At 69.8% G+C, this 18,275-nt stretch carries 15 protein-coding genes and 1 pseudogene; 4 read left to right on the forward strand and 12 right to left on the reverse strand.

Annotated features, from left to right (window positions below; genetic code table 11):
• Positions 1-660 precede the first annotated feature (660 nt).
• Complete coding sequence (locus ACWCQM_RS32255) at positions 661-1,188, reverse strand: hypothetical protein (protein ID WP_450918611.1); 528 nt, start codon at positions 1,186-1,188, stop codon at positions 661-663.
• 30 nt (positions 1,189-1,218) lie between these two features.
• Positions 1,219-2,422, reverse strand: a pseudogene (locus tag ACWCQM_RS32260) (IS110 family transposase).
• On the opposite strand from ACWCQM_RS32260, the gene ACWCQM_RS32265 reads away from it, so the two are divergent.
• On the forward strand, positions 2,421-3,122 hold the full coding sequence (locus tag ACWCQM_RS32265) for an IS5 family transposase (protein ID WP_450918612.1): 702 nt from the start codon (positions 2,421-2,423) through the stop codon (positions 3,120-3,122). The pseudogene ACWCQM_RS32260 and the gene ACWCQM_RS32265 overlap by 2 nt on opposite strands.
• On the opposite strand, the gene ACWCQM_RS32270 is transcribed toward ACWCQM_RS32265, so the two are convergent.
• A complete protein-coding gene (locus ACWCQM_RS32270; RefSeq protein ID WP_450918613.1) occupies positions 3,123-3,599 on the reverse strand; it encodes a hypothetical protein in 477 nt (158 codons plus the stop codon). It lies immediately after the preceding gene.
• Positions 3,600-4,102: 503 nt separating this feature from the next.
• Between ACWCQM_RS32270 and ACWCQM_RS32275 the strand changes: the two genes are divergently transcribed.
• Positions 4,103-7,864: a S8 family serine peptidase gene (locus ACWCQM_RS32275; RefSeq protein ID WP_450918614.1), complete on the forward strand. Its 3,762-nt coding sequence runs from the start codon at positions 4,103-4,105 to the stop codon at positions 7,862-7,864.
• Positions 7,865-7,939: 75 nt separating this feature from the next.
• Here ACWCQM_RS32275 and ACWCQM_RS32280 read toward each other — a convergent pair whose 3' ends face one another.
• Both ACWCQM_RS32280 and ACWCQM_RS32285 read right to left on the reverse strand, forming a co-directional pair.
• Positions 7,940-9,226, reverse strand: a complete 1,287-nt coding sequence (locus ACWCQM_RS32280) for a choice-of-anchor A family protein (RefSeq protein ID WP_450918615.1) — start codon at positions 9,224-9,226, stop codon at positions 7,940-7,942.
• A gap of 143 nt (positions 9,227-9,369) precedes the next feature.
• A complete protein-coding gene (locus ACWCQM_RS32285) occupies positions 9,370-10,227 on the reverse strand; it encodes an MHYT domain-containing protein (protein WP_450918616.1) in 858 nt (285 codons plus the stop codon).
• Positions 10,228-11,340: 1,113 nt separating this feature from the next.
• Between ACWCQM_RS32285 and ACWCQM_RS32290 the strand changes: the two genes are divergently transcribed.
• On the forward strand, positions 11,341-11,517 hold the full coding sequence (locus ACWCQM_RS32290) for a hypothetical protein (RefSeq protein ID WP_450918617.1): 177 nt from the start codon (positions 11,341-11,343) through the stop codon (positions 11,515-11,517).
• An 85-nt stretch (positions 11,518-11,602) separates the two neighbouring features.
• On the opposite strand, the gene ACWCQM_RS32295 is transcribed toward ACWCQM_RS32290, so the two are convergent.
• The gene (locus ACWCQM_RS32295) at positions 11,603-12,571 is read right to left on the reverse strand and encodes an ROK family protein (protein ID WP_267077319.1); all 969 of its coding nucleotides are present in this window, start codon (positions 12,569-12,571) and stop codon (positions 11,603-11,605) included.
• A 172-nt stretch (positions 12,572-12,743) separates the two neighbouring features.
• Here ACWCQM_RS32295 and ACWCQM_RS32300 point away from each other — a divergent pair, with 172 nt between their 5' ends.
• The gene (locus tag ACWCQM_RS32300; protein ID WP_450918618.1) at positions 12,744-13,775 is read left to right on the forward strand and encodes a LacI family DNA-binding transcriptional regulator; all 1,032 of its coding nucleotides are present in this window, start codon (positions 12,744-12,746) and stop codon (positions 13,773-13,775) included.
• 3 nt (positions 13,776-13,778) lie between these two features.
• On the opposite strand, the gene ACWCQM_RS32305 is transcribed toward ACWCQM_RS32300, so the two are convergent.
• The 6 genes from ACWCQM_RS32305 to ACWCQM_RS32330 form a co-directional block, all read right to left on the reverse strand.
• Positions 13,779-15,077 (reverse strand): DUF6986 family protein, encoded by a 1,299-nt coding sequence (locus ACWCQM_RS32305; protein WP_450918619.1) that lies wholly within the window; start codon positions 15,075-15,077, stop codon positions 13,779-13,781.
• Positions 15,078-15,236: 159 nt separating this feature from the next.
• A complete protein-coding gene (locus ACWCQM_RS32310; RefSeq protein WP_450918620.1) occupies positions 15,237-16,199 on the reverse strand; it encodes an electron transfer flavoprotein subunit alpha/FixB family protein in 963 nt (320 codons plus the stop codon).
• A gap of 58 nt (positions 16,200-16,257) precedes the next feature.
• A complete protein-coding gene (locus ACWCQM_RS32315) occupies positions 16,258-17,043 on the reverse strand; it encodes an electron transfer flavoprotein subunit beta/FixA family protein (protein ID WP_450918621.1) in 786 nt (261 codons plus the stop codon).
• 201 nt (positions 17,044-17,244) lie between these two features.
• Positions 17,245-17,751, reverse strand: coding sequence for a flavin reductase family protein (locus tag ACWCQM_RS32320; RefSeq protein ID WP_450918622.1), 507 nt, complete (start codon positions 17,749-17,751; stop codon positions 17,245-17,247).
• Positions 17,752-17,794: 43 nt separating this feature from the next.
• Positions 17,795-17,875, reverse strand: a complete 81-nt coding sequence (locus tag ACWCQM_RS32325; RefSeq protein ID WP_323179255.1) for a putative leader peptide — start codon at positions 17,873-17,875, stop codon at positions 17,795-17,797.
• A gap of 72 nt (positions 17,876-17,947) precedes the next feature.
• Positions 17,948-18,274: a TlpA family protein disulfide reductase gene (locus tag ACWCQM_RS32330; protein ID WP_450918623.1), complete on the reverse strand. Its 327-nt coding sequence runs from the start codon at positions 18,272-18,274 to the stop codon at positions 17,948-17,950.
• Between the last annotated feature and the right edge of the window lies 1 nt (position 18,275).

Genomic DNA, 18,275 nt, shown 5'->3' on the forward strand with positions numbered 1-18,275 from the left:
GATGGGGGCGCCGTCGATCACCTGGCGGCGCCCCCGGCCGTTCGTCCTGGCCTCCCGGAGTCGGCTCACCATCTGTCCCTCCGCCCTCCGGACACGGCGCCATAACCGAGGTGCCGCGCACCGGCTGCGGCCACATTGGCTAGGGTGGCGGCGGCGGTGGTGCACCGCCGCCGCCACCCTCGCTCACTCCCCCTTCATCGACGTCCGTCAGGCTTGCCGAACGCCGGTGAAAGTGGCCTCGCGCGCGGCGCCGGCCGCCCCGGAGAGGTCGACGGTCAGGACCAGCGTGGGTGAGGACCGGCTGACGGTGGCCGAGGAGTGCGCCTCCAGCAGGGTGCCGCTGAGGTCGAGTTCGACGGTGACGGTGGTGGCGGTGTGGGTGGGGTCGTAAACGCCGACGACGAGCCCGCACGGACCCCATGAGCTCTACGACCTGACGACCGGTCCGGGCGAGGAGCGCGATCTGTCCGGCGATCCGCACCACGCCGCCGTCCAGGCGGAACTGGCCGGTCGTCTGGACGAGTGGTTCGCCACGTCCGTGGACCCCGAGAAGGACTGGGGCGCGCCTTCCGGTCTCGGGCTCCGGCCAGCGCACGCCGGTGACCCCCGGATCGCTCACCACCGCGTTCGGACGTTCACCGGGCAGGTGACGCGAACGAGTCAACGCAGGGCTGCGACCGACACGAGATGGCCCTTGTGTACGAGGCGCACGGTCTGCCCGGCGACGGTGGCGCCACGCGCCCAGGCAGCCGCCAGCCAGAGATTCGCGCCGCCGGCCTCGGCGGCGGTTCCGGTGATCTCGATGGTCTTGTCCCGCCTGTTCAACCGCACCGCCAGAGTGCCCTCCAGAGCTTGGTCTGCGGTGAGGAGGGTGCTCCTGCCCTGGCGGAGGGTGGTGCCGCCGGTGAGCAGGATGCGCTGCACGCCCTGGTCCTGGTCGACGTAGGCGAGCGGTCCGTCGTAGCTGTACGGTCCGAAGTCGCGGGTGGTCCCGTCGTCTGCCGCTCGCAGGTAGTAGCCCTTGAGCGAGTCGGCCTTCAGTTCCAGCACCCTCGCGCTCCCCGAGCGCTTCACCAGGTTCAGGCTGGCCTTGGCACGGGTGCCCTCCGGCACCGGTAGCAGCAGCGTGTCCAGCCGCACCGTGTTCGCCGCGGTCAGCGAGTAGGACACGTAGGAGGAGGGGGCCACTTGATAGGTAACGTGCCTCTATGGCTTTCGTCAAGCCGTAGTCGGTGTGGGCGGCTGGTAGAAGGTGCCGTCGCGGAGCATGGCGAAGAGGACGTCGATGCGGCGTCGTGCCAGTGCGACGAGGGCGGCAATGTGGTGTTTGCCTTCGCGGCGTTTGCGGTCGTAGTAGGCACGTGACTCGGGCTGGGAGAGCGAAGCGAACGCGGCGAGGTAGAAGGCTCTTTTGAGCTGTTTGTTGCCTCGCCGGGAAGGATGTTCGCCGCGGATGGAGGAACCGGAGTTCCGGGTCACGGGTGCCAGGCCCGCGTATGCGGCGAGGTGGCCGGCGGTGGCGAAGCCGCTGCCGTCGCCGACGTCGACGAGGATGCGGGCGGCGGTCCTGATTCCGATGCCTGGCATCGAGATCAGGACCTGGGAAAGAGGGTGGGCCTCCAGGAGTTCCTCGATCCGGGCGGCAAGGACCTTGCGCTGGTCAAGAACGGACTGGAGTGAACTCGCGAGGCTGGGGACGATCAACGCGGCGGCCTCCGTGCCCGGGACGACGACGGTCTGTTCGTCCAGTGCGGTGAAGATGTCTTCCACCAGCCGCTCTGCCATCCGCGGTGCCTTCGGCCGTAACAGGGTGACCAGCCGTCGCCTTCCGGCTTTGCGGATCCGGGCTGGGGAACCGAACTGGTCCAGCAGCTTGAGCACAGCCGGGTGCTGGATCCGCGGACCCAGGACGCGTTTCCAGGGAGGGGTGGATCTGGGTGAGCAGGCCGCGGAGCCTGTTGGCGATCCTGGTGGATTCGCCCGCGAGATCGTCGTCGAACCCGGAGATCATCGCGAGTTCGGCGATCGTCTCGTCCGCGGGATCGATCGTCCGCGGGGTGTGGGGCATCGCTCTGGCGGCGTCCGCGATGATGAACGCGTCGCGGGCGTCGGTTTTCGCTTCGCCGGGGTAGAGATCGGCGATCCGTCGCATCGTGAGTCCGGGCAGGTAGGCGACGTGGCAGCCCGTGTCCCGGGCGACCGCCAGCGGCAGGGCCCCGATCGAAGCCGGCTGGTCGACGACCACCAGGACCGTTCCGTGCTTGGTCTGGAGCTTGCCGAACAGTTCCCGCAGCTTCGGTTCGCTGTTGGGCAGCGGCTTGTCGAGCACCTTTTTCCCCGCCCGGTTCACGGCGGTGGCATGATGATCACCCTTCCCGACGTCCAGGCCCAGATAGACGTCGATGCCAGTCTCGTCCGACATGCCCTTCGCTCCCGTGCTCGCACTCTCCCCGGCCTCACCTGCGGCATCACGTGCCGGCATCCACGTTACGAAGAGACTGCCCGAAGGCGCTCGTGCCTCTAATCAGCGGTCTGCCAATGCCTTCGGCACCGGCGACACCACCTTTTCGATCATCTCGACTGGGGGCTCAAGTCATACCGGGGCCGAAGGCCGGGAGCCTCGTTGCGAGGCCACGAAGACGGTAACGGGGCTTCTGACGGGACCGAATCCGACCGACCGTGGCAAGTTGGGATCGAAAATCCATCTGGTCACCGACCGGAACGGACTGCCGCTGTCGCTGGGCATCTCCGGCGCCAACATGCACGACAGCCAGGGCCTGGAACCGCTCATTCGCGGAATCCCGCCCATCCGCTCCCGCCGTGGACCCCGCCGCAGGCGGCCTGGGAAGCTGCACGCGGACAAGGGCTACGACTATGACCACCTGCGGCGATGGCTCCGCGGCCGTGGCATACGCCACCGTATCGCCCGCAAGGGCGTTGAGTCCTCGCAGCGGCTCGGCCGCCACCGTTGGGTTGTTGAACGAACTGTTTCCTGGCTGGCCGGCTGCCGACGCCTACACCGCCGCTACGAACGCAAGCCCGAGCACTTCCTCGCCTTCGTCGGCATAGCCGTGACCCTCATCTGTCACCGCCGCCTCGTACGCGTGCACAGACAGGACTAGTCAGTGTGAGGCTCCGACACTGCTGACCCAGACATGGAAGGGTGCGATCTCCGGCTCGGTGTCGGTCTGCTCCGAGCGGCTCTCGTCGTCCAGGTTCGACCATGCGCCGGAGCCGGGCTCGCTGTCTGCCAAAAAGCCTTCGACGATCGGACCGAGGTCGTCGGAAGCCACATAGGTACCGCCGAACGGCAACGCGTCCGGGGGCACGGAGCCGGTCGAGCACCGGAGCTGCCGGGCCTGTTCGTCGTGCCACACGTAGAACGTCGCCGCCCCGGAGAAGTTCAGACCAAGAATGCGCTCCTTTATGGCTGCAGCAGTCCACTCGAAGGCAGCCACCACCTCGGCGGCGGATAACGAGTCCCTGTCCTCGTCCGCCGCACCCAGCGACCAGGTATTGGTCTCCCACTCCACTCGCCGGTCAGCAGGCTCCAGCACCAAGGGCTCGTCCGCCACCTCAGCAATCCAAGTCAACAGCACAGCAGCAGTATCCCTGCATGGCTCAGGCCCCAACAGCCACCATAGGAAACGATGTCTTATCACGGCGATTTTCAGGCAAGCCAGGCTGCCCCCTCTGCGCTCGCCACACGGCCTGCTCCCCCTGTCCCACGCACGAGGTCCCCGAGGCCGGCGGCCCGATCCGGCACCGTGCATGAGCTGGCGATTCCCACTCACCGCTGACGGACGCCAGCTGAACGCCCTGCTCGACAGCACGCATGCCACGGCCTGTACGGGCCCGGGCCGCAGAGCACCGCCCCACGTCACCTCCCGACCTGGAGCTCCGGCACGGCCGGATTCCCAGGGCATGCTGACCTTCTGTCAGGTAATGCCCGTGGCGGAAAACGGCCAAGGCATAAACCCGCCGTATCCATCATCCCTCCACCGCATGTCGCTCTGCCAATGTGTCGCCAGAGCAGTTCCGACAACTTCCGAATTCCCTCGGTTTGTTTCAGGCATGTTCCGATTTCGTTTTGGGGAGAGCGATGGGTATATCGCGCACGGCACTGGGAGCGGCCACCGCCGCCGTCCTTGCCGTCACGGCGGTCGCACCGTCCGCGGCTGCGCCGCAGAACGGCACGGCCACGAAGAAGCCACTGACCGGCAGCGTCACAGCCGATGCCGCATCGGAGAAGCCGGTCACCGTCACCCTCGTCACCGGCGACAAAGTCCTTTTCACCGACGGCAGTTCAGGGAATCCGTCGGTCACGGCACTGCCGCGTGAGGACGGCACCTTGCCTCTCGTACAGACCAGGCGGGCCGGCAAGGATCTGTACGTCTATCCCGACACCGCCACCGATGCGCTGGCGGCGGGCACGGTCGACGAGGAACTGTTCAATGTCAGCGGACTCGTCCGCCAGGGCTACGACGACGCGAGCACGACGACCCTGCCGCTGATCGCCGTCTACGGTGAGAATGCCGCCCGTTCCGTACCCGTCACTCCGCGCGGCGCCGAACGAGGCCTCGTACTCGACGCCATCGACGGTATCGCGCTCAAGGCGGACAAGGCGAAGGCAGCCGACTTCTGGTCCGACGCCACGAATTCCCGTTCACGCTCAGCCCGCGGACTGAAAAAGCTCTGGCTCGACCGCAAGGTACAGAGCACCCTGGACAAGTCGACCCAGCAGATCGGCGCCGACCTCGCCTGGGCCGCCGGATACGACGGCAAGGGCACCAAGGTCGCCGTCCTGGACACCGGTGTCGACGCCGGGCATCCCGACCTCAAGGGCCGGATAGCCGCCGCGAAGAACTTCACCGACTCCGACACCACCGACGACCGACAGGGTCACGGCACCCACACCATCTCCACCGTGGGCGGCACCGGCGCGGCGAGCGACGGAAAGAAGGAGGGCGTCGCCCCCGGCGCCGAACTACTGGCCGGCAAGGTCCTCAACGACTACGGCTCCGGCGCCGAATCCTGGATCATCGCCGGCATGCAGTGGGCCGTCGACCAGAAGGCGGACGTCGTATCGATGAGCCTGGGGACCCCGACGCCCACCGACTGCACCGACCCGATGAGCGTCGCCGCCGAGGAGTTCGCCAAGAGCGAGCACACCCTGTTCGTCGTCGCGGCAGGCAACACCGGACCGGCACTGAACAACGTCTCCTCGCCCGGCTGCGCTCCCGGGGTACTGACCGTCGGCGCCGTGGACCGTGACGACACCACCGCCCGGTTCTCCAGTCCCGGACCGGTGATCGGTTCACACACCCTCAAGCCGGAGATCGCCGCCCCCGGCGTCGCCATCTCGGCCGCGGCGGCGGGCGGTCGCGGCGTCTACGCCTACCGCACGATGTCCGGAACGTCCATGGCCACCCCGCACGTCGCGGGTGCCGCGGCGATCGTCAGGCAACGCCACCCGGACTGGACCGCCCAGCAGATCAAGGCGGCCCTCGTGTCGTCGGCCAGGAGCGACATCCCCGGCGACGTACGCGAGACGGGCGGTGGCCGGCTCGATCTGAAGGCCGCCATCGACACCACGGTCGTCGGTGTCCCCGCAGTGCGGGGCGGCGCCTTCAACTGGCCTCAGGACAGGAGCGACCGCACCACGGTCGACGTTCCGTACACCAACTCCGGCACCGCGCCGGTCAAGCTGTCGCTGAAGGTCCAGCGCGTCACGGGCAACGACGGCTCGGACCTCCGCTCCCCCGTCGCCAAGCTCGGCACCAGCACCGTCACGGTCCCGGCCGGAGCGACCGTCAAGGTTCCGCTCGCCCTGGACCCGGCGGTGAAGCTCAAGGCCGCCCAGTACGGTGATGTCACCGGACGCGTGCTGGCCACCGGCCCCGGCGGTGTCAAGGTCTCGACCCCGTTCTCCCTGTACATCGGCGCGGAGACGGTCACGTTGCGCGTCAAGCTCGTCGACCGTACCGGCAAGCCCGCCGCGGGCTCCTCGTCGCTCGACGTCATCGGCACCGACACGGCCCAGGGCGAGCGCCGCTTCAATAACGGAGCGAATGACCAGACCTACCAGGTACGCCCCGGCGCGTACTTCGTCTCCAGCTTCATCACCTCGCCCGACCTGGACGACGCCACCGGCAGGATGGTCGAGTCCATCGGCTACCTCGCCAGGCCGCAGCTGAACGTCACCAAGGACACCACGCTGGTCCTGGACGCCCGCGACGCCCACCGGCTCCAGGTCAAGACCGAGGACCGCGCCTCCGAGAACCGCTCCACCACCCTTGCGTTCGGCCGCACCTGGGACGACGTCTGGCTGCACTCGGGCTCCATGACCGGCACCCGCGCGGTGAAGAACTACCTGGCCGACATCGAGGGCCGGGCCGGTGACGGCGAATTCGAGTTCACCAGCTCCTGGCGCGCGTACGCCCCGCTCATCGAGAAGCTCTCGGTCGTCGGCGGTGCCGAGCTGCACCCGCAGACCGCGAGCACCGGCGCCGTCAACCTCGACGGTACCGGTGAGGCCGCACTGGTCGACGCCGGCACCGGCACCGCCGACGAGCTGAAGGCAGCCGACGTCGCTGGGAAGATCGCCCTGGTGTCGGTCGCCGACAACGGGTCCCTGATCGTCCCGGCACGTGCCGCCAAGGCCGCGGGAGCGAAGGCGATCATCGCGCACCGGCCGTCCGTCGGCCGATGGCAGCCCTCCGCCGGCTACACCGCGCCTCCCCTGCCCATCCTCGCGGTGCCGGCGTCCGAAGCCGCCGGCCTGACCACGGCCCTGACCGACGGCCCGGTGAAGCTGAGCTGGAAGGCCACCGCCGCCAGCCCCTTCGTCTACAACCTCACCTTCCCCGAGACCGGCACACTCACCTCGGACCGCACGTACAAGGTCCGTGATCGCAAGCTCGGCAGGTCCACGGCCACGTACGAGGCCATGGGCGTCGCGGCCGACTACGTCGACACCATGGTCCACAGTCGGCCGTTCGGCGGGCGCTTCGGCTTCGCGTTCGATGTCGTCGCAGTCCCTGGAAAGCGCACGGAGTACTACTCGGCCGGCGACACCTCCTGGGAGCGGTACCTCTCCTCCAGCTTCCCGTGGGGCGAGTCCATGGTCGACCCGGCACACACCTACAAGGCCGGATCGCACCGCACGGAGAACTGGTACCGGGGGATCGTGGGCCCGTCCACGCCGCGTGACGCCGAAGGAAAGGAGGCACTCGCCGCCGAGCGACAGGACAACCGGATCGGTGTCGCCACTGCCTTCTGGGGGGACACCGAGCACCAGGGTCTCCAGGGAACCTTCGGAGACGTGGGCAGCATGACGCTCTCCAGGGATGGCACGGTCATCGGCGAAAGCGCCTGGCCCTCCGGAGTGTTCGACGTCCCCGCCGAGGACTCCGCGTACGAACTCACCCTGCGCACCTTCAAGTTCGGCCAGCCCGCCGCGGTGTGGACCCGGTCGAACCGAACTGTGACCACGTGGAAGTTCCGTTCGCAGCGGGACGAGACCGCGTACTCGCAGGGGATTCCGCTGCTCTTCCCGGGCTACGACCTGGCGACCGACGGGCTCAAGTCCCTTCCGGCGAAGGACGGTCAGACGATCGGCCTGAGTGTCACCGGCCACGCCGGCTACACCCCCGGGAAGCTGGTCGCCGCGGCGGTCTCCTACTCCTACGATGACGGCGCGACCTGGAACCAGGCCACCACCGCCCAGCGCGGCGGCCACTGGACCGCGACCGTGAACCACGAGGGAGCGGCCGGCAAGCTGGTCACGCTGAAGACCGAACTGACGGATGCCAACGGCAACTCCATCGTCCAGACCGTGACCGACGCGTACGCCGTGCGCTGATCACGACCTGACGGGTCCGCCGGGCGTACTTCTCACGGAAGGCGCCCGGCGGACCCTTTTCATGGCGCTGGCCGGTCAGGCCTTGCGACGGCGGGCAAGGAGGACGACGGCCGCGCCGACGGCGACGACGAGGGCGCCGGCGATCGCGAGCGGGCCGGCCACGCCGGCGCCGGTCCGGGCGAGGTCACCGGAGGCGTTCGAGGCCGCGTCGGCCGGGGCGGAGGCGTCCTCGGTGGGGCTGCCCGAGGTGCTGGACCCGTTGTCGCCCGAGGCTGCCTCGGTGCCACCCGTTGCGGTGGAGGCGTCCGTGGAAGGCGTGGGAGCCTCCTCGGTGTCGGTCGACGGCGTGTCGCCGGTCTCGGTGTCCGAGGGCGTCTCGGTCGGCTCGTCCGTGGAGGAGTCGCCCGGGACATCCGGCAGGCAGCCCGTGAACGGGTAGTGGTGGGTCTCGGCGCCACCTGTGCCGGTGAGGGACTTGGCGATGACCGAGCCGTTGACGGGTCCGCCGCTGCCGAGGTCGAAGGCGGCCTTCGGGGCGAGGATGCTGCCGGGCCAGGCGTTCGGGCTGTTCTTGGCGACGGAGGTCGCCTCGGGGAAGTTCCACAACAGCTTCTCGCGGATCTTCCCGCCGGAGGCGCTGGAGATCTTGTCGTCGTTCACGTACGTGCCGGTAGCGGCGTCGTGCAGTTGGAACGAGCTGGTGCCGGCCGCTGCCTGGTCGTAGGAAGCGCCGGTGACGTTCACGACGGTGACGGCGCCGACGGGCACCTTGATGCGGATCTCCTTCGCCTGGGCGAGCCTGCTCGCGGGAATCACGAAGGAGTTGCTGTCGGCGTCGGTGCCGGTGAGCTGCATGACGTTGCCCACGAGCGAGTAGGTGGCGCCCTCGGACTTGGTGTTCAGCCGGTCGGAGACGTTCCGCAGCTTCGCGAACTCGGCCGTGAAGTCGATCGGGGAGGAAGCCTGGGTGGCTCGGCCCTGGTGCATCTCGATCCTGCCGTCGACCGTGCCGGTGTGAAGGGCGTTGCCCTTCATCACGTTGACGGTTCCCTTGATGTCACCGCCGACGATCAGCGCGTTGCCACCGGGCAGGTCCTTGACCTCGGACGCGGTCAGCTCCTGGCCGACGGAGAATCCGCCGGTGAAGTCGGCGTTCCCGCCGACAGCGACGGCCCCTTCCGCGTCCGGCGTGTGGCGCAGGTCGGTCTCGATGAACTCGCCGTAGCCGTTGGCGACACCGAAGGGCGATTCACAGCTGGTGGTCTCGGCCGCTGCGACGGGTGCGGCGGAAACACCGAGGGCGAGGGACCCTCCGAGCGCGGCCGTCAGTGCGAATGACAGCTTCCTGGCAGGTATGGGCATGGCAACTCTCTTTACTTGGTGCGTGTTGGTGCTGGGTGGCCGGTGCGCTCGCTGCACGGATACGTCCGGCTCGAGCAAATCACCGGTGGCTTCGTCGGGCCCGTTCAGGACCCAGGTCCCCGCCCCGCGCGGGGCGGGGACCGTCATTGCCAGTCAGGCCGCGGCGCGCTGATGTCCCGCGGCTGCCGCTCGTAAGGGGCGGGCTGATGGCTCAGCTGTACGGCGATGGACTCCCGCTGCCGGCCGGAGATGTCGCCGCCCGCGGGATCCCCGCCGACGAGGACGGGGTCGAACATCACGATGACGGCCGCGAGCACGAGGAAGACGAACGGACCGGCGAGCATGGGAACCAGCAGGGCACCGGCGGACTGTCCCGCGTTGTAACCGCCCGTGGTGTGCAGGTGGACACTGACGGACGCCATGCCGGTGTAGTGCATGCCGGTGACCGCGATGCCCATGACGACGCTGGCGCCGAGGGAGGGCAGGAATCCGCGGATGCTGACCGCGGCCCAGAGAGCTGCGGTCGCCGCGATGATCGCGATCACCACGGACAGCAGCACCAGCGGCACGCTGTACTGGATGTCACCGCGCACTCGCAGGGCGGCCATGCCCAGGTAGTGCATGGCCGCCACCCCCAGGCCGGTGAGCACGCCCGCTGCCAGCAGGACGCGCGTCGTGGCACCCCGGTACCCGACCATGAAGACGCCGAGGCTGACCACGGCGACGGCAACCACGAGACTGAGCACGGTCAGAGGGACGTCGTACGTGATGGCGGCCTGGTCCACCCGGAAGCCCATCATCGCGATGAAGTGCATCGTCCAGATTCCGACTCCGAGGCAGGCGGCTCCGAGCGCGAGCCAGGCGGCCCGGCCTCCCTGCTGCTGGTACACCACCGTGCGCGTCACGCAACGGAGCCCCAGGGACGACCCCAGACAGGCCATCAGATAGGCCGCCACAGGTGTGACCAGCCCATAGCTGAAGCTGTCCACTGCACCTGACATGTGCTCTTTTCTCCTGATCATTCACTCAAGTTGAGGTACCGCAGGAAATTACCTCCCCTTTGACGAAGGAGGCACGGAAACCGGGGTTATGTACAGAAAGTTACTCAAGCGTAAGGTCCTGCACGGCGCGGGACTGCCCAAAGAGAGCACGGCTGCGGGCGAGCGGATCGAACGACCGTGGGGATGACGTCCAACCTGTGGAGACTTTCCCTTTCCGCGGCACCGTCGACGACACAGTGGCAAACACATCGACCTCCACACCCCCGGCCGACGTCACCACTCCCCCAGGATGCGAGACGCGACCTTAAGTACCTCTGATCCAGTCCTTAAGTGATCCATAAGAGGTGCCGCGTCGACGGTGGTGATCCTTTTTTTGATCGCCCCCGAATCGCTACCGTGCTGGGCACCCACGTCCGGGACTCGGGGACTCCGGGGCCACGACACAGCTGCACGGGCGGCCTTGGCGACCTGACACCGGCCGGCGGTGGGGGCACCGGGGTGCAGGGGGGTGATGTGCGGGTGGCGCGGCCGACCGCGTTCGAGATGGAGGCTTCGGCAATCATCGCCCCAGCCGCGGCGAAAAGGTGGGCTACCGGCCTCGGGTCCCGGCATGGCTTCCCCCTCCTGTTAACCATGATCCGGAGGGAGTGTCACCAGGCCCGGAGGCACTGACTGACCGCCGATTAGGGGCATGACCACCGACTCTTCGCAGGTCAAGGCGTCATTCGTACTCGGCGCCGCACCTCTGACGCCTATGCTTTTCGGCAGCCGAGACCGGCCTTTCCAGCTCCGCCGGATCGTGCACTGACGGGTTTGGGCGCGCAAGGCGGCACCCTGTTCTCGGTCACCGGGCTCACCGCGCGCTCCTGCGTGCCAGGAGAGACCACCTCGTCGGGTAGGGACCGGCGGTCCGGGAGCCGGACCGCGGCGGATTCCGTAGCCTGTGGCTTGCCCGCAACACCCCGCTGCGGAAACCCCGTCGGGGCGCGCGGTTGCGCCGGGATGCCGCCGGAGCACCACCGGGGGGCGTCCCACTGTACGAGTCCGGCCGTAACGAGGTGCCGCCGAGCGTCGTTGGAGCGGACAGCCAGTGGAACGACGAGGGGGTACGCGGTGCGCCGCACGGTACTTGAGCAGTTTCCCGCGGGTGGGCCTCGGGGCAGCCGGCCCGCGGAGGAGTTCGCGGCGGCCCGCCGCGGCGAGGGGACGCCCGCCGAGGTGGTGATGGACATGGAGCGGGACGCGTTCCTGGTGGTGGTGCCCCAGCAGAGCACGGACCGGAGCGGCTGATCCGGACAGCGCCGCGCAGGACCGGGGCCACCCCGGCCGCCAGGTGCCGTCCCCGCCGTGGCGCGGAGCACCGGCCCGCACACGCCTACTGCGCGGCCACGGCCCGTACGCCGTTGGCGCCGCCCGGACGGACCGTGGAAGCGGCGGCAGCCGCCCCCACGAGGCCCGCGTCGGTGCCCATGACGGCGGCGGTCACCGTGAGCCCTTCGACGAAGGAGAGCGTGGCGTAGTCGCGCAGGGACCTGCGCAGCGGTGCGAAGAGCACCTCGCCCGCGCCCGCGACTCCCCCGCCGATCACCGCGATGTCGATGTCGGCGAGCGTGGCGGTGGCGGCGATTCCCGCGGCGAGCGCCTGGGCGGCCCGCTCGAAGGAGGCGACCGCGACAGGGTCTCCGGCCCGTGCGGACGCGGCGACGGCCGCTGCCGTGGCGTCTCCGTCCGGGCCCGGCCGCCAGCCGTTCTCCAGGGCCCGCCGGGCGATGTTGGGGCCGCTGGCGAGGCGTTCCACGCACCCGCGCGCACCGCACGGGCAGGGGTCGCCGTCCAGGTCGACGCTGATGTGGCCGATGTGGCCCGCGTTGCCCGAGGGGCCGGGGTGCAGCTTTCCGCCGAGTACGAGGCCGCCGCCGACGCCCGTGGAGACGACCAGGCACAGCGCGTTGTCGTACCCCCGGGCAGCGCCCAGCCAGTGTTCGGCCGCCGTCATCGCGACCCCGTCGCCCACGAGCGCGACCGGCAGGCCGCCCGTGGCCGCGCCCACGCGGTCGACCAGCGGAAAGCCGCGCCAGCCGGGGACGTTGACCGGGCTGACCGTGCCCGCGGAGGCGTCCACCGGGCCGGCGCTGCCGATGCCGACCGCGCCGGCCCGGTGCCACAGCGGGGAGGCCGTGAGCTCGGCGAGGACGTCGCTCACGGCGCCCATCACCGCCTCGGCGCCCTCCCGTGCGGGCGTGGGCCGCTGCGCCCGTACGAGAAGGGATCCGCCGCCGTCCACCAGAGCCCCGGCGATCTTGGTACCGCCGATGTCGAGCGCGGCGACGAGGTCGGTATGCATCGGTGTGGACTCTCCGGAGGGGTGAGGCGCAGGACCTGCGGCTTCAGTCTTATGGTCCGCCCAGTCTCCATTCTCTTGACAACGTTGTCCAGGGCCTATGCTCGACGCCACAGCAACCAGCCCCGCGTACAGGGGCCGGAACCACCCGTTCCCGACGACAGGACAGCGCACCGTGGCCGAGACCGCCCGTCACTCCGAGTCCCGCTACGGCAACAGGCCGACCATGAAGGATGTGGCGGCCCGTGCCGGTGTGGGCCTCAAGACGGTCTCCCGGGTGGTGAACAGCGAGCCCGGGGTCACCCCTGACACCGAGCGCCGTGTCCAGGAGGCGATCGAGGCGCTCGGTTTCCGCCGCAACGACAGTGCGCGCGTCCTCCGCAAGGGCCGCACCGCGTCCATCGGCCTGGTCCTGGAGGATCTCGCCGACCCGTTCTACGGCCCGCTGAGCCGCGCCGTGGAGGAGGTGGCCCGCGCCCACGGGGCCCTGCTGATCAACGGCTCCAGCGCCGAGGACCCGGAGCGCGAGCAGGAGCTCGTCCTGGCGCTCTGCGCCCGCCGGGTGGACGGCCTCATCGTGATCCCGGCGGGGGACGACCACCGGTATCTGGAACCCGAGATGAAGGCGGGCATCGCCACGGTCTTCGTCGACCGCCCTGCGGGACGGGTCGACGCGGACATGGTCCTGTCGGACAGCTTCGGCGGCGCACGCGCCGGGGTCACCCATCTGATCGCGCACGGCCACCGCAGGATCGGCTTCGTCGGTGACCAGCCGCGCATCCACACCGCCACGGAACGACTGCGCGGCTACCACGCGGCCCTGGCGGACGCCGGGATCGAGGTGGCGGAGTCCTGGGTCTCCCTCGGACCGACCGACCCGGCCCGGGTCAGGTCCGCGGTCGAGACCATGCTCTCCGGCCCCGAGCCGGTGACCGCGGTGTTCGCGGGCAACAACCGGGTGACGGTCACCGCCGTGCGTGTCCTCGCGGAGCGCGAACGCCGGATCGCCCTGGTCGGCTTCGACGACATCGAACTGGCCGATCTGCTCGGCATCACGGTGATCTCCCAGGACGCCGCGGCCGTCGGCCGCACGGCGGCGGAACACCTGTTCCGCCGCCTCGACGGCGCGGGTCACGCACCCGTCAGGGTGGAACTCCCGACCCGGCTCATCCCCCGCGGCTCGGGAGAACTCCCTCCCGCGCCGTAGCCCCTACGGCGCCGTCACGGTCAGTCCGCCGCGCCGGGGCGAGGCGAAGCCGTCCAGGTCCGCGCGGGTCAGACCGGTGAGCCCGGTGACCTCCTCGGCGTCCAGGGCACCGCAGTCGATCCCGCGGAGGAGGTAACCACTGAGCGCCTTGGCGGTGGCGGGCTCGTCCATGACGTCCCCGCCCGCCTTGGCGACGTAGGCGGCCAGCCGGGAGGCGGCCTGGCCCAGACCCTCGCGGTAGAAGGCGTAGACGGCCGCGTAGCGGGTGGGCAGATGGCGCGGGTGCATGTCCCAGCCCTGGTAGTAGGCGCGGGCCAGGGCGCGACGGGTGAGGCCGTAGTGCAGGCGCCAGGCGTCGTGGACCTGCTGGGCGGGACCGACGGGCAGCACGTTGGTGGAGCCGTCGCAGACGCGTACGCCGGTGCCGGCCGCCGCGACCTGCATGACGGCCTTGGCGTGGTCGGCCGCGGGGTGGTCACTGGCCTGGTAAGCGGGGCTGACACCGACGCAGGCGCTGTAGTCGAAGGTCCCGTAGTGCAGCCCGGTCGCCCGGCCCCGCGCGGCGTCGATCATGCGGGCCACGGCGGCGGTGCCGTCGGCGGCCAGGATCGACTGGCTGGTCTCGATCTGGATCTCGAACCCGAGGCGCCCGGCCGGCAGCCCATGGGTCTCCTCGAAGGCTTCGAGCAGCCGCACGAAGGCGGTGACCTGCTCGGGGTACGTCACCTTGGGCAGCGTCAGCACGAGCCCGTCGGGCAGGCCTCCGGCCCGCATCAGCCCGGTGAGGAAGATGTCCGTGGTGCGGATGCCCCGGTCACGCACCGCGGCTTCCATGCACTTCATGCGAATGCCCATGTACGGAGCAGCGGTGCCGTCGCCGTACGCCGCGGCCACCAGTCGAGCCGCGCGGGCCGCGGCCTCGTCCTCCTCGGCGTCGGGGCGCGGCCCGTAGCCGTCCTCGAAGTCGATGCGCAGATCTTCGACGGGTTCGCGCTCCAGCTTCGCGCGCACCCGGTCGTGAACGGGCCCGGCGAGCTCCTGCGGGATGCCGAGGATTCCGGCGAGAGCGGTGGCGTCCGGGGCGTGCTCGTCGAGGGCCGCGAGCGCCTGGTCACCCCAGGAGCGCAGGGTGGTGGCGGTGAAGTCGTCGGCGGGCACGTAGACGGTGTGGACCGGCTGGCGTGTGCCGGGGTCTCCCGGGTATCGGCGGGCGAGTTCGGCGTCCACCGCCGCGAGGGAAGCGCCGATCTCCTCACCGACCGTGCCGGCGAGGCTCGTTGCCACCTTCTCCTGCTGACCCATGACCGTACCCTCCATGATTCGGCGATTTCCGCTTCCCGGAATCCTTCATCCGCATAGTGAAGTTATAAGGCGTCTGGTCGTGCGTCAATGGTGATCGGAAACGGCCCGGGGCCGCGCGGTGAGAACACCACGCGGCCCCGGGCCGTCGTACCTGCGGGGTCAGCCCTTGCGGGACTTGACCTCGTCGGTGAGCTGCGGGACGACGTCGAAGAGGTCGCCGACGACGCCGTAGTCGACGAGATCGAAGATGGGGGCTTCGGCGTCCTTGTTGACCGCGACGATGGTCTTCGAGGTCTGCATGCCCGCGCGGTGCTGGATCGCGCCGGAGATGCCGGAGGCGATGTACAGCTGCGGCGAGACCGACTTGCCGGTCTGGCCGACCTGGTTGGTGTGCGGGTACCAGCCGGCGTCGACCGCGGCACGCGAGGCGCCGACGGCCGCACCGAGGGAGTCGGCGAGGGCCTCGATGATCGCGAAGTTCTCCGCGCCGTTGACGCCACGGCCGCCGGAGACGACGATCGCGGCCTCGGTCAGCTCGGGACGGCCCGTCGACTCGCGCGGGGTGCGGGAGAGGACCTTGGTGCCGGTCGCCGTGGCCGAGAAGGAGACCGTGAGGGCCTCGACGGCGCCGGCGGCGGGGGCGGCCTCGACGGCGGCCGAGTTCGGCTTGACCGTGATGACCGGGGTGCCCTTGGAGACACGGGACTTGGTGGTGTACGAGGCGGCGAACGCGGACTGCGTCGCGACCGGACCCTCGGCACCGGCCTCCAGGTCGACGGCGTCGGTGATGATGCCCGAGCCGATACGCAGCGCGAGACGCGCGGCGATCTCCTTGGCCTCCGCGGAGGAGGGCAGGAGCACGGCGACCGGGGACACCGCGTCGTAGGCGGCCTGGAGCGCGTCGACCTTGGGTACGACGAGGTAGTCGGCGAACTCGGCGGCGTCCGCGGTGAGCACCTTGACCGCACCGTGCTCGGCGAGCACGGCGGCGGTGTCGGCGGCACCCTTGCCCAGCGCGAGGGCGACCGGCTCACCGATACGGCGGGCGAGCGTCAGCAGCTCCAGCGTGGGCTTGCGGACGGCACCGTCCACGTGGTCGACATAGACGAGAACTTCAGCCATGGGACTTCAATCTCCTGCGTGCGAGAAAGTGCGGGGCGGTGGAGGGAACAGCCGGGGCTCAGATGAACTTCTGGCCCGCGAGGAACTCGGCCAGCTGCTTGCCGCCCTCACCCTCGTCCTTGACGATCGTGCCCGCCGTGCGGGCGGGACGCTCGGCCGCAGAGTCGACCGCGGTCCAGGAGCCGCCGAGACCGACCTCGTCCGCCTCGATCTCCAGGTCCTCCAGGTCCAGGGCCTCGACCGGCTTCTTCTTGGCCGCCATGATGCCCTTGAAGGAGGGGTAACGGGCCTCGCCCGACTGGTCGGTCACGGAGACCACGGCCGGGAGGGACGCCTCGAGCTGCTCGCTCGCGGAGTCGCCGTCGCGGCGGCCCTTGACGGTGCCGTCCTCGACCGAGACCTCGGAGAGCAGCGTGACCTGCGGGACGGCGAGGCGCTCCGCGAGCAGCGCCGGCAGCACGCCCATGGTGCCGTCGGTCGACGCCATGCCGCAGATGACCAGGTCGTAACCGGTCTTCTCGATGGCCTTGGCCAGCACCAGGGAGGTGCCGATGACGTCGGTGCCGTGCAGGTCGTCGTCCTCGACGTGGACGGCCTTGTCGGCGCCCATCGACAGCGCCTTGCGCAGCGCGTCCTTGGCGTCCTCGGGACCCACCGTGAGCACGGTGATCTCCGCGTCGTCCGCCTCGTCGGCGATCTGCAGCGCCTGCTCGACGGCGTACTCGTCGAGCTCCGACAGCAGACCGTCGACGTCGTCACGGTCCAGGGTCAGGTCATCGGCGAAGTGCCGGTCGCCGGTGGCGTCGGGCACGTACTTCACACAGACAACGATCCTCAAGCTCACGCCGGCTCTCCTACTGCATCGTCATTTCTGGGCTGCCTTGTTGCACGCAGCATAGGCGCCTTATCGGGCGGTTTCCGGTCGGGGCGACCGAGGTCCCAGTGCGATATTACTCGCCAGTACACCCAGTACGTTACCCATAAGCAAGCGCTTGGAACTGTGACGTAGCCAACGGACTCCGCTCCGGCACCGCCTTGCTCGCCCTCAGTCTCGCAGAGCCGTGAAACGGCCCTGGTGGTAGACCAGCGGACGGCCGCCCCCGGAGGGGTCCCCCGCGACCACCTGGGCGATCACGATGCGGTGGTCGCCCGCCGGAATCCTGGCCACCACCCGGCAGACCAGCCAGGCCACCACACCGCCCAGGAGGGGAACTCCCTCCGGACCGGTGCTCCAGTCGGTGGACGGGCCGAACCGGTCGGCGCCGCTGCGGGCGAACGTCGCGGCGAGCTCCTGCTGACCCTCGCCGAGTATGTGCACGCCCACATGCTCCGCCTCCGCGACCACGGGCCAGCTGGAGGACGAGGTGCCCACCCCGAAGGAGATGAGCGGCGGCTCGGCGGCCACGGAATTGAGCGAGGTGGCGGTGAAGCCGACCGGACCCGCGCCCGCCGCGGTGATCACGGCGACACCGGCCGCGTGGTTCCGGAAGACGGAGCGGAGGAGTTCGGGGGTCGCCGTGAGAGGGGTACGGAGGTCGGGCGAGGCCGTCATGGAAGGGTCCTTCTGCGAGGGGGCGTACGGGGCCGAGGGTGTTTCAGACACCCGGACAGCGCGCGCTCGCGTAGCGCACCAGGTCGACATGGACCCGGCCGAAGAGAAGGAGTTCTGGCGGCATAGCGTCAGACTGACGATGCGTGGTGCGCACAGTCAAGTGCGTTCCGTCATGTGGGAGAAGCGTCACGGTCCGTCATATCGCCTGCCCCAGGGCCGCGACCACGTCCGCCGTACGCGGCTGGCCGGCCGCCCTGCGGACGACGCGGCCCGACGCGTCGAGCACCAGGACGGTGGGCGTCCGGCTGATCCCGAGCCGCCGCACGAGAGTGAGATGCGCCTCGGCGTCGATCTCCACGTGGGCGACGCCCTCGACCATCCCGGCCACCTCCGCGAGCGTGCGCCGGGTCGCGCGGCAGGGCTGGCAGAAGGCGCTCGAGAACTGGACGAGAGTCGCCCGTTGCCCCAGTTCCGCGCCGAGTTGGACCGCGTCCAGCCTGCCGTCCGCCATCTGCCCGTCCATC

The sequence above is a fragment of the Streptomyces sp. NPDC002125 genome, assembly GCF_053593715.1.

Excerpts from the sequence above, each read along its gene's own strand:
- ACWCQM_RS32330 (WP_450918623.1), bottom strand. The coding sequence starts at position 18,274 with ATGGACGGGCAGATGGCGGACGGCAGGCTGGACGCGGTCCAACTCGGC.
- ACWCQM_RS32310 (WP_450918620.1), bottom strand. The coding sequence starts at position 16,199 with ATGGCTGAAGTTCTCGTCTATGTCGACCACGTGGACGGTGCCGTCCGC.
- ACWCQM_RS32320 (WP_450918622.1), bottom strand. The coding sequence starts at position 17,751 with ATGACGGCCTCGCCCGACCTCCGTACCCCTCTCACGGCGACCCCCGAA.
- ACWCQM_RS32295 (WP_267077319.1), bottom strand. The coding sequence starts at position 12,571 with ATGCATACCGACCTCGTCGCCGCGCTCGACATCGGCGGTACCAAGATC.
- ACWCQM_RS32305 (WP_450918619.1), bottom strand. The coding sequence starts at position 15,077 with ATGGGTCAGCAGGAGAAGGTGGCAACGAGCCTCGCCGGCACGGTCGGT.
- ACWCQM_RS32285 (WP_450918616.1), bottom strand. The coding sequence starts at position 10,227 with ATGTCAGGTGCAGTGGACAGCTTCAGCTATGGGCTGGTCACACCTGTG.
- ACWCQM_RS32280 (WP_450918615.1), bottom strand. The coding sequence starts at position 9,226 with ATGCCCATACCTGCCAGGAAGCTGTCATTCGCACTGACGGCCGCGCTC.
- ACWCQM_RS32275 (WP_450918614.1), top strand. The coding sequence starts at position 4,103 with ATGGGTATATCGCGCACGGCACTGGGAGCGGCCACCGCCGCCGTCCTT.
- ACWCQM_RS32325 (WP_323179255.1), bottom strand. The coding sequence starts at position 17,875 with ATGCCGCCAGAACTCCTTCTCTTCGGCCGGGTCCATGTCGACCTGGTG.
- ACWCQM_RS32265 (WP_450918612.1), top strand. The coding sequence starts at position 2,421 with ATGCCCTTCGCTCCCGTGCTCGCACTCTCCCCGGCCTCACCTGCGGCA.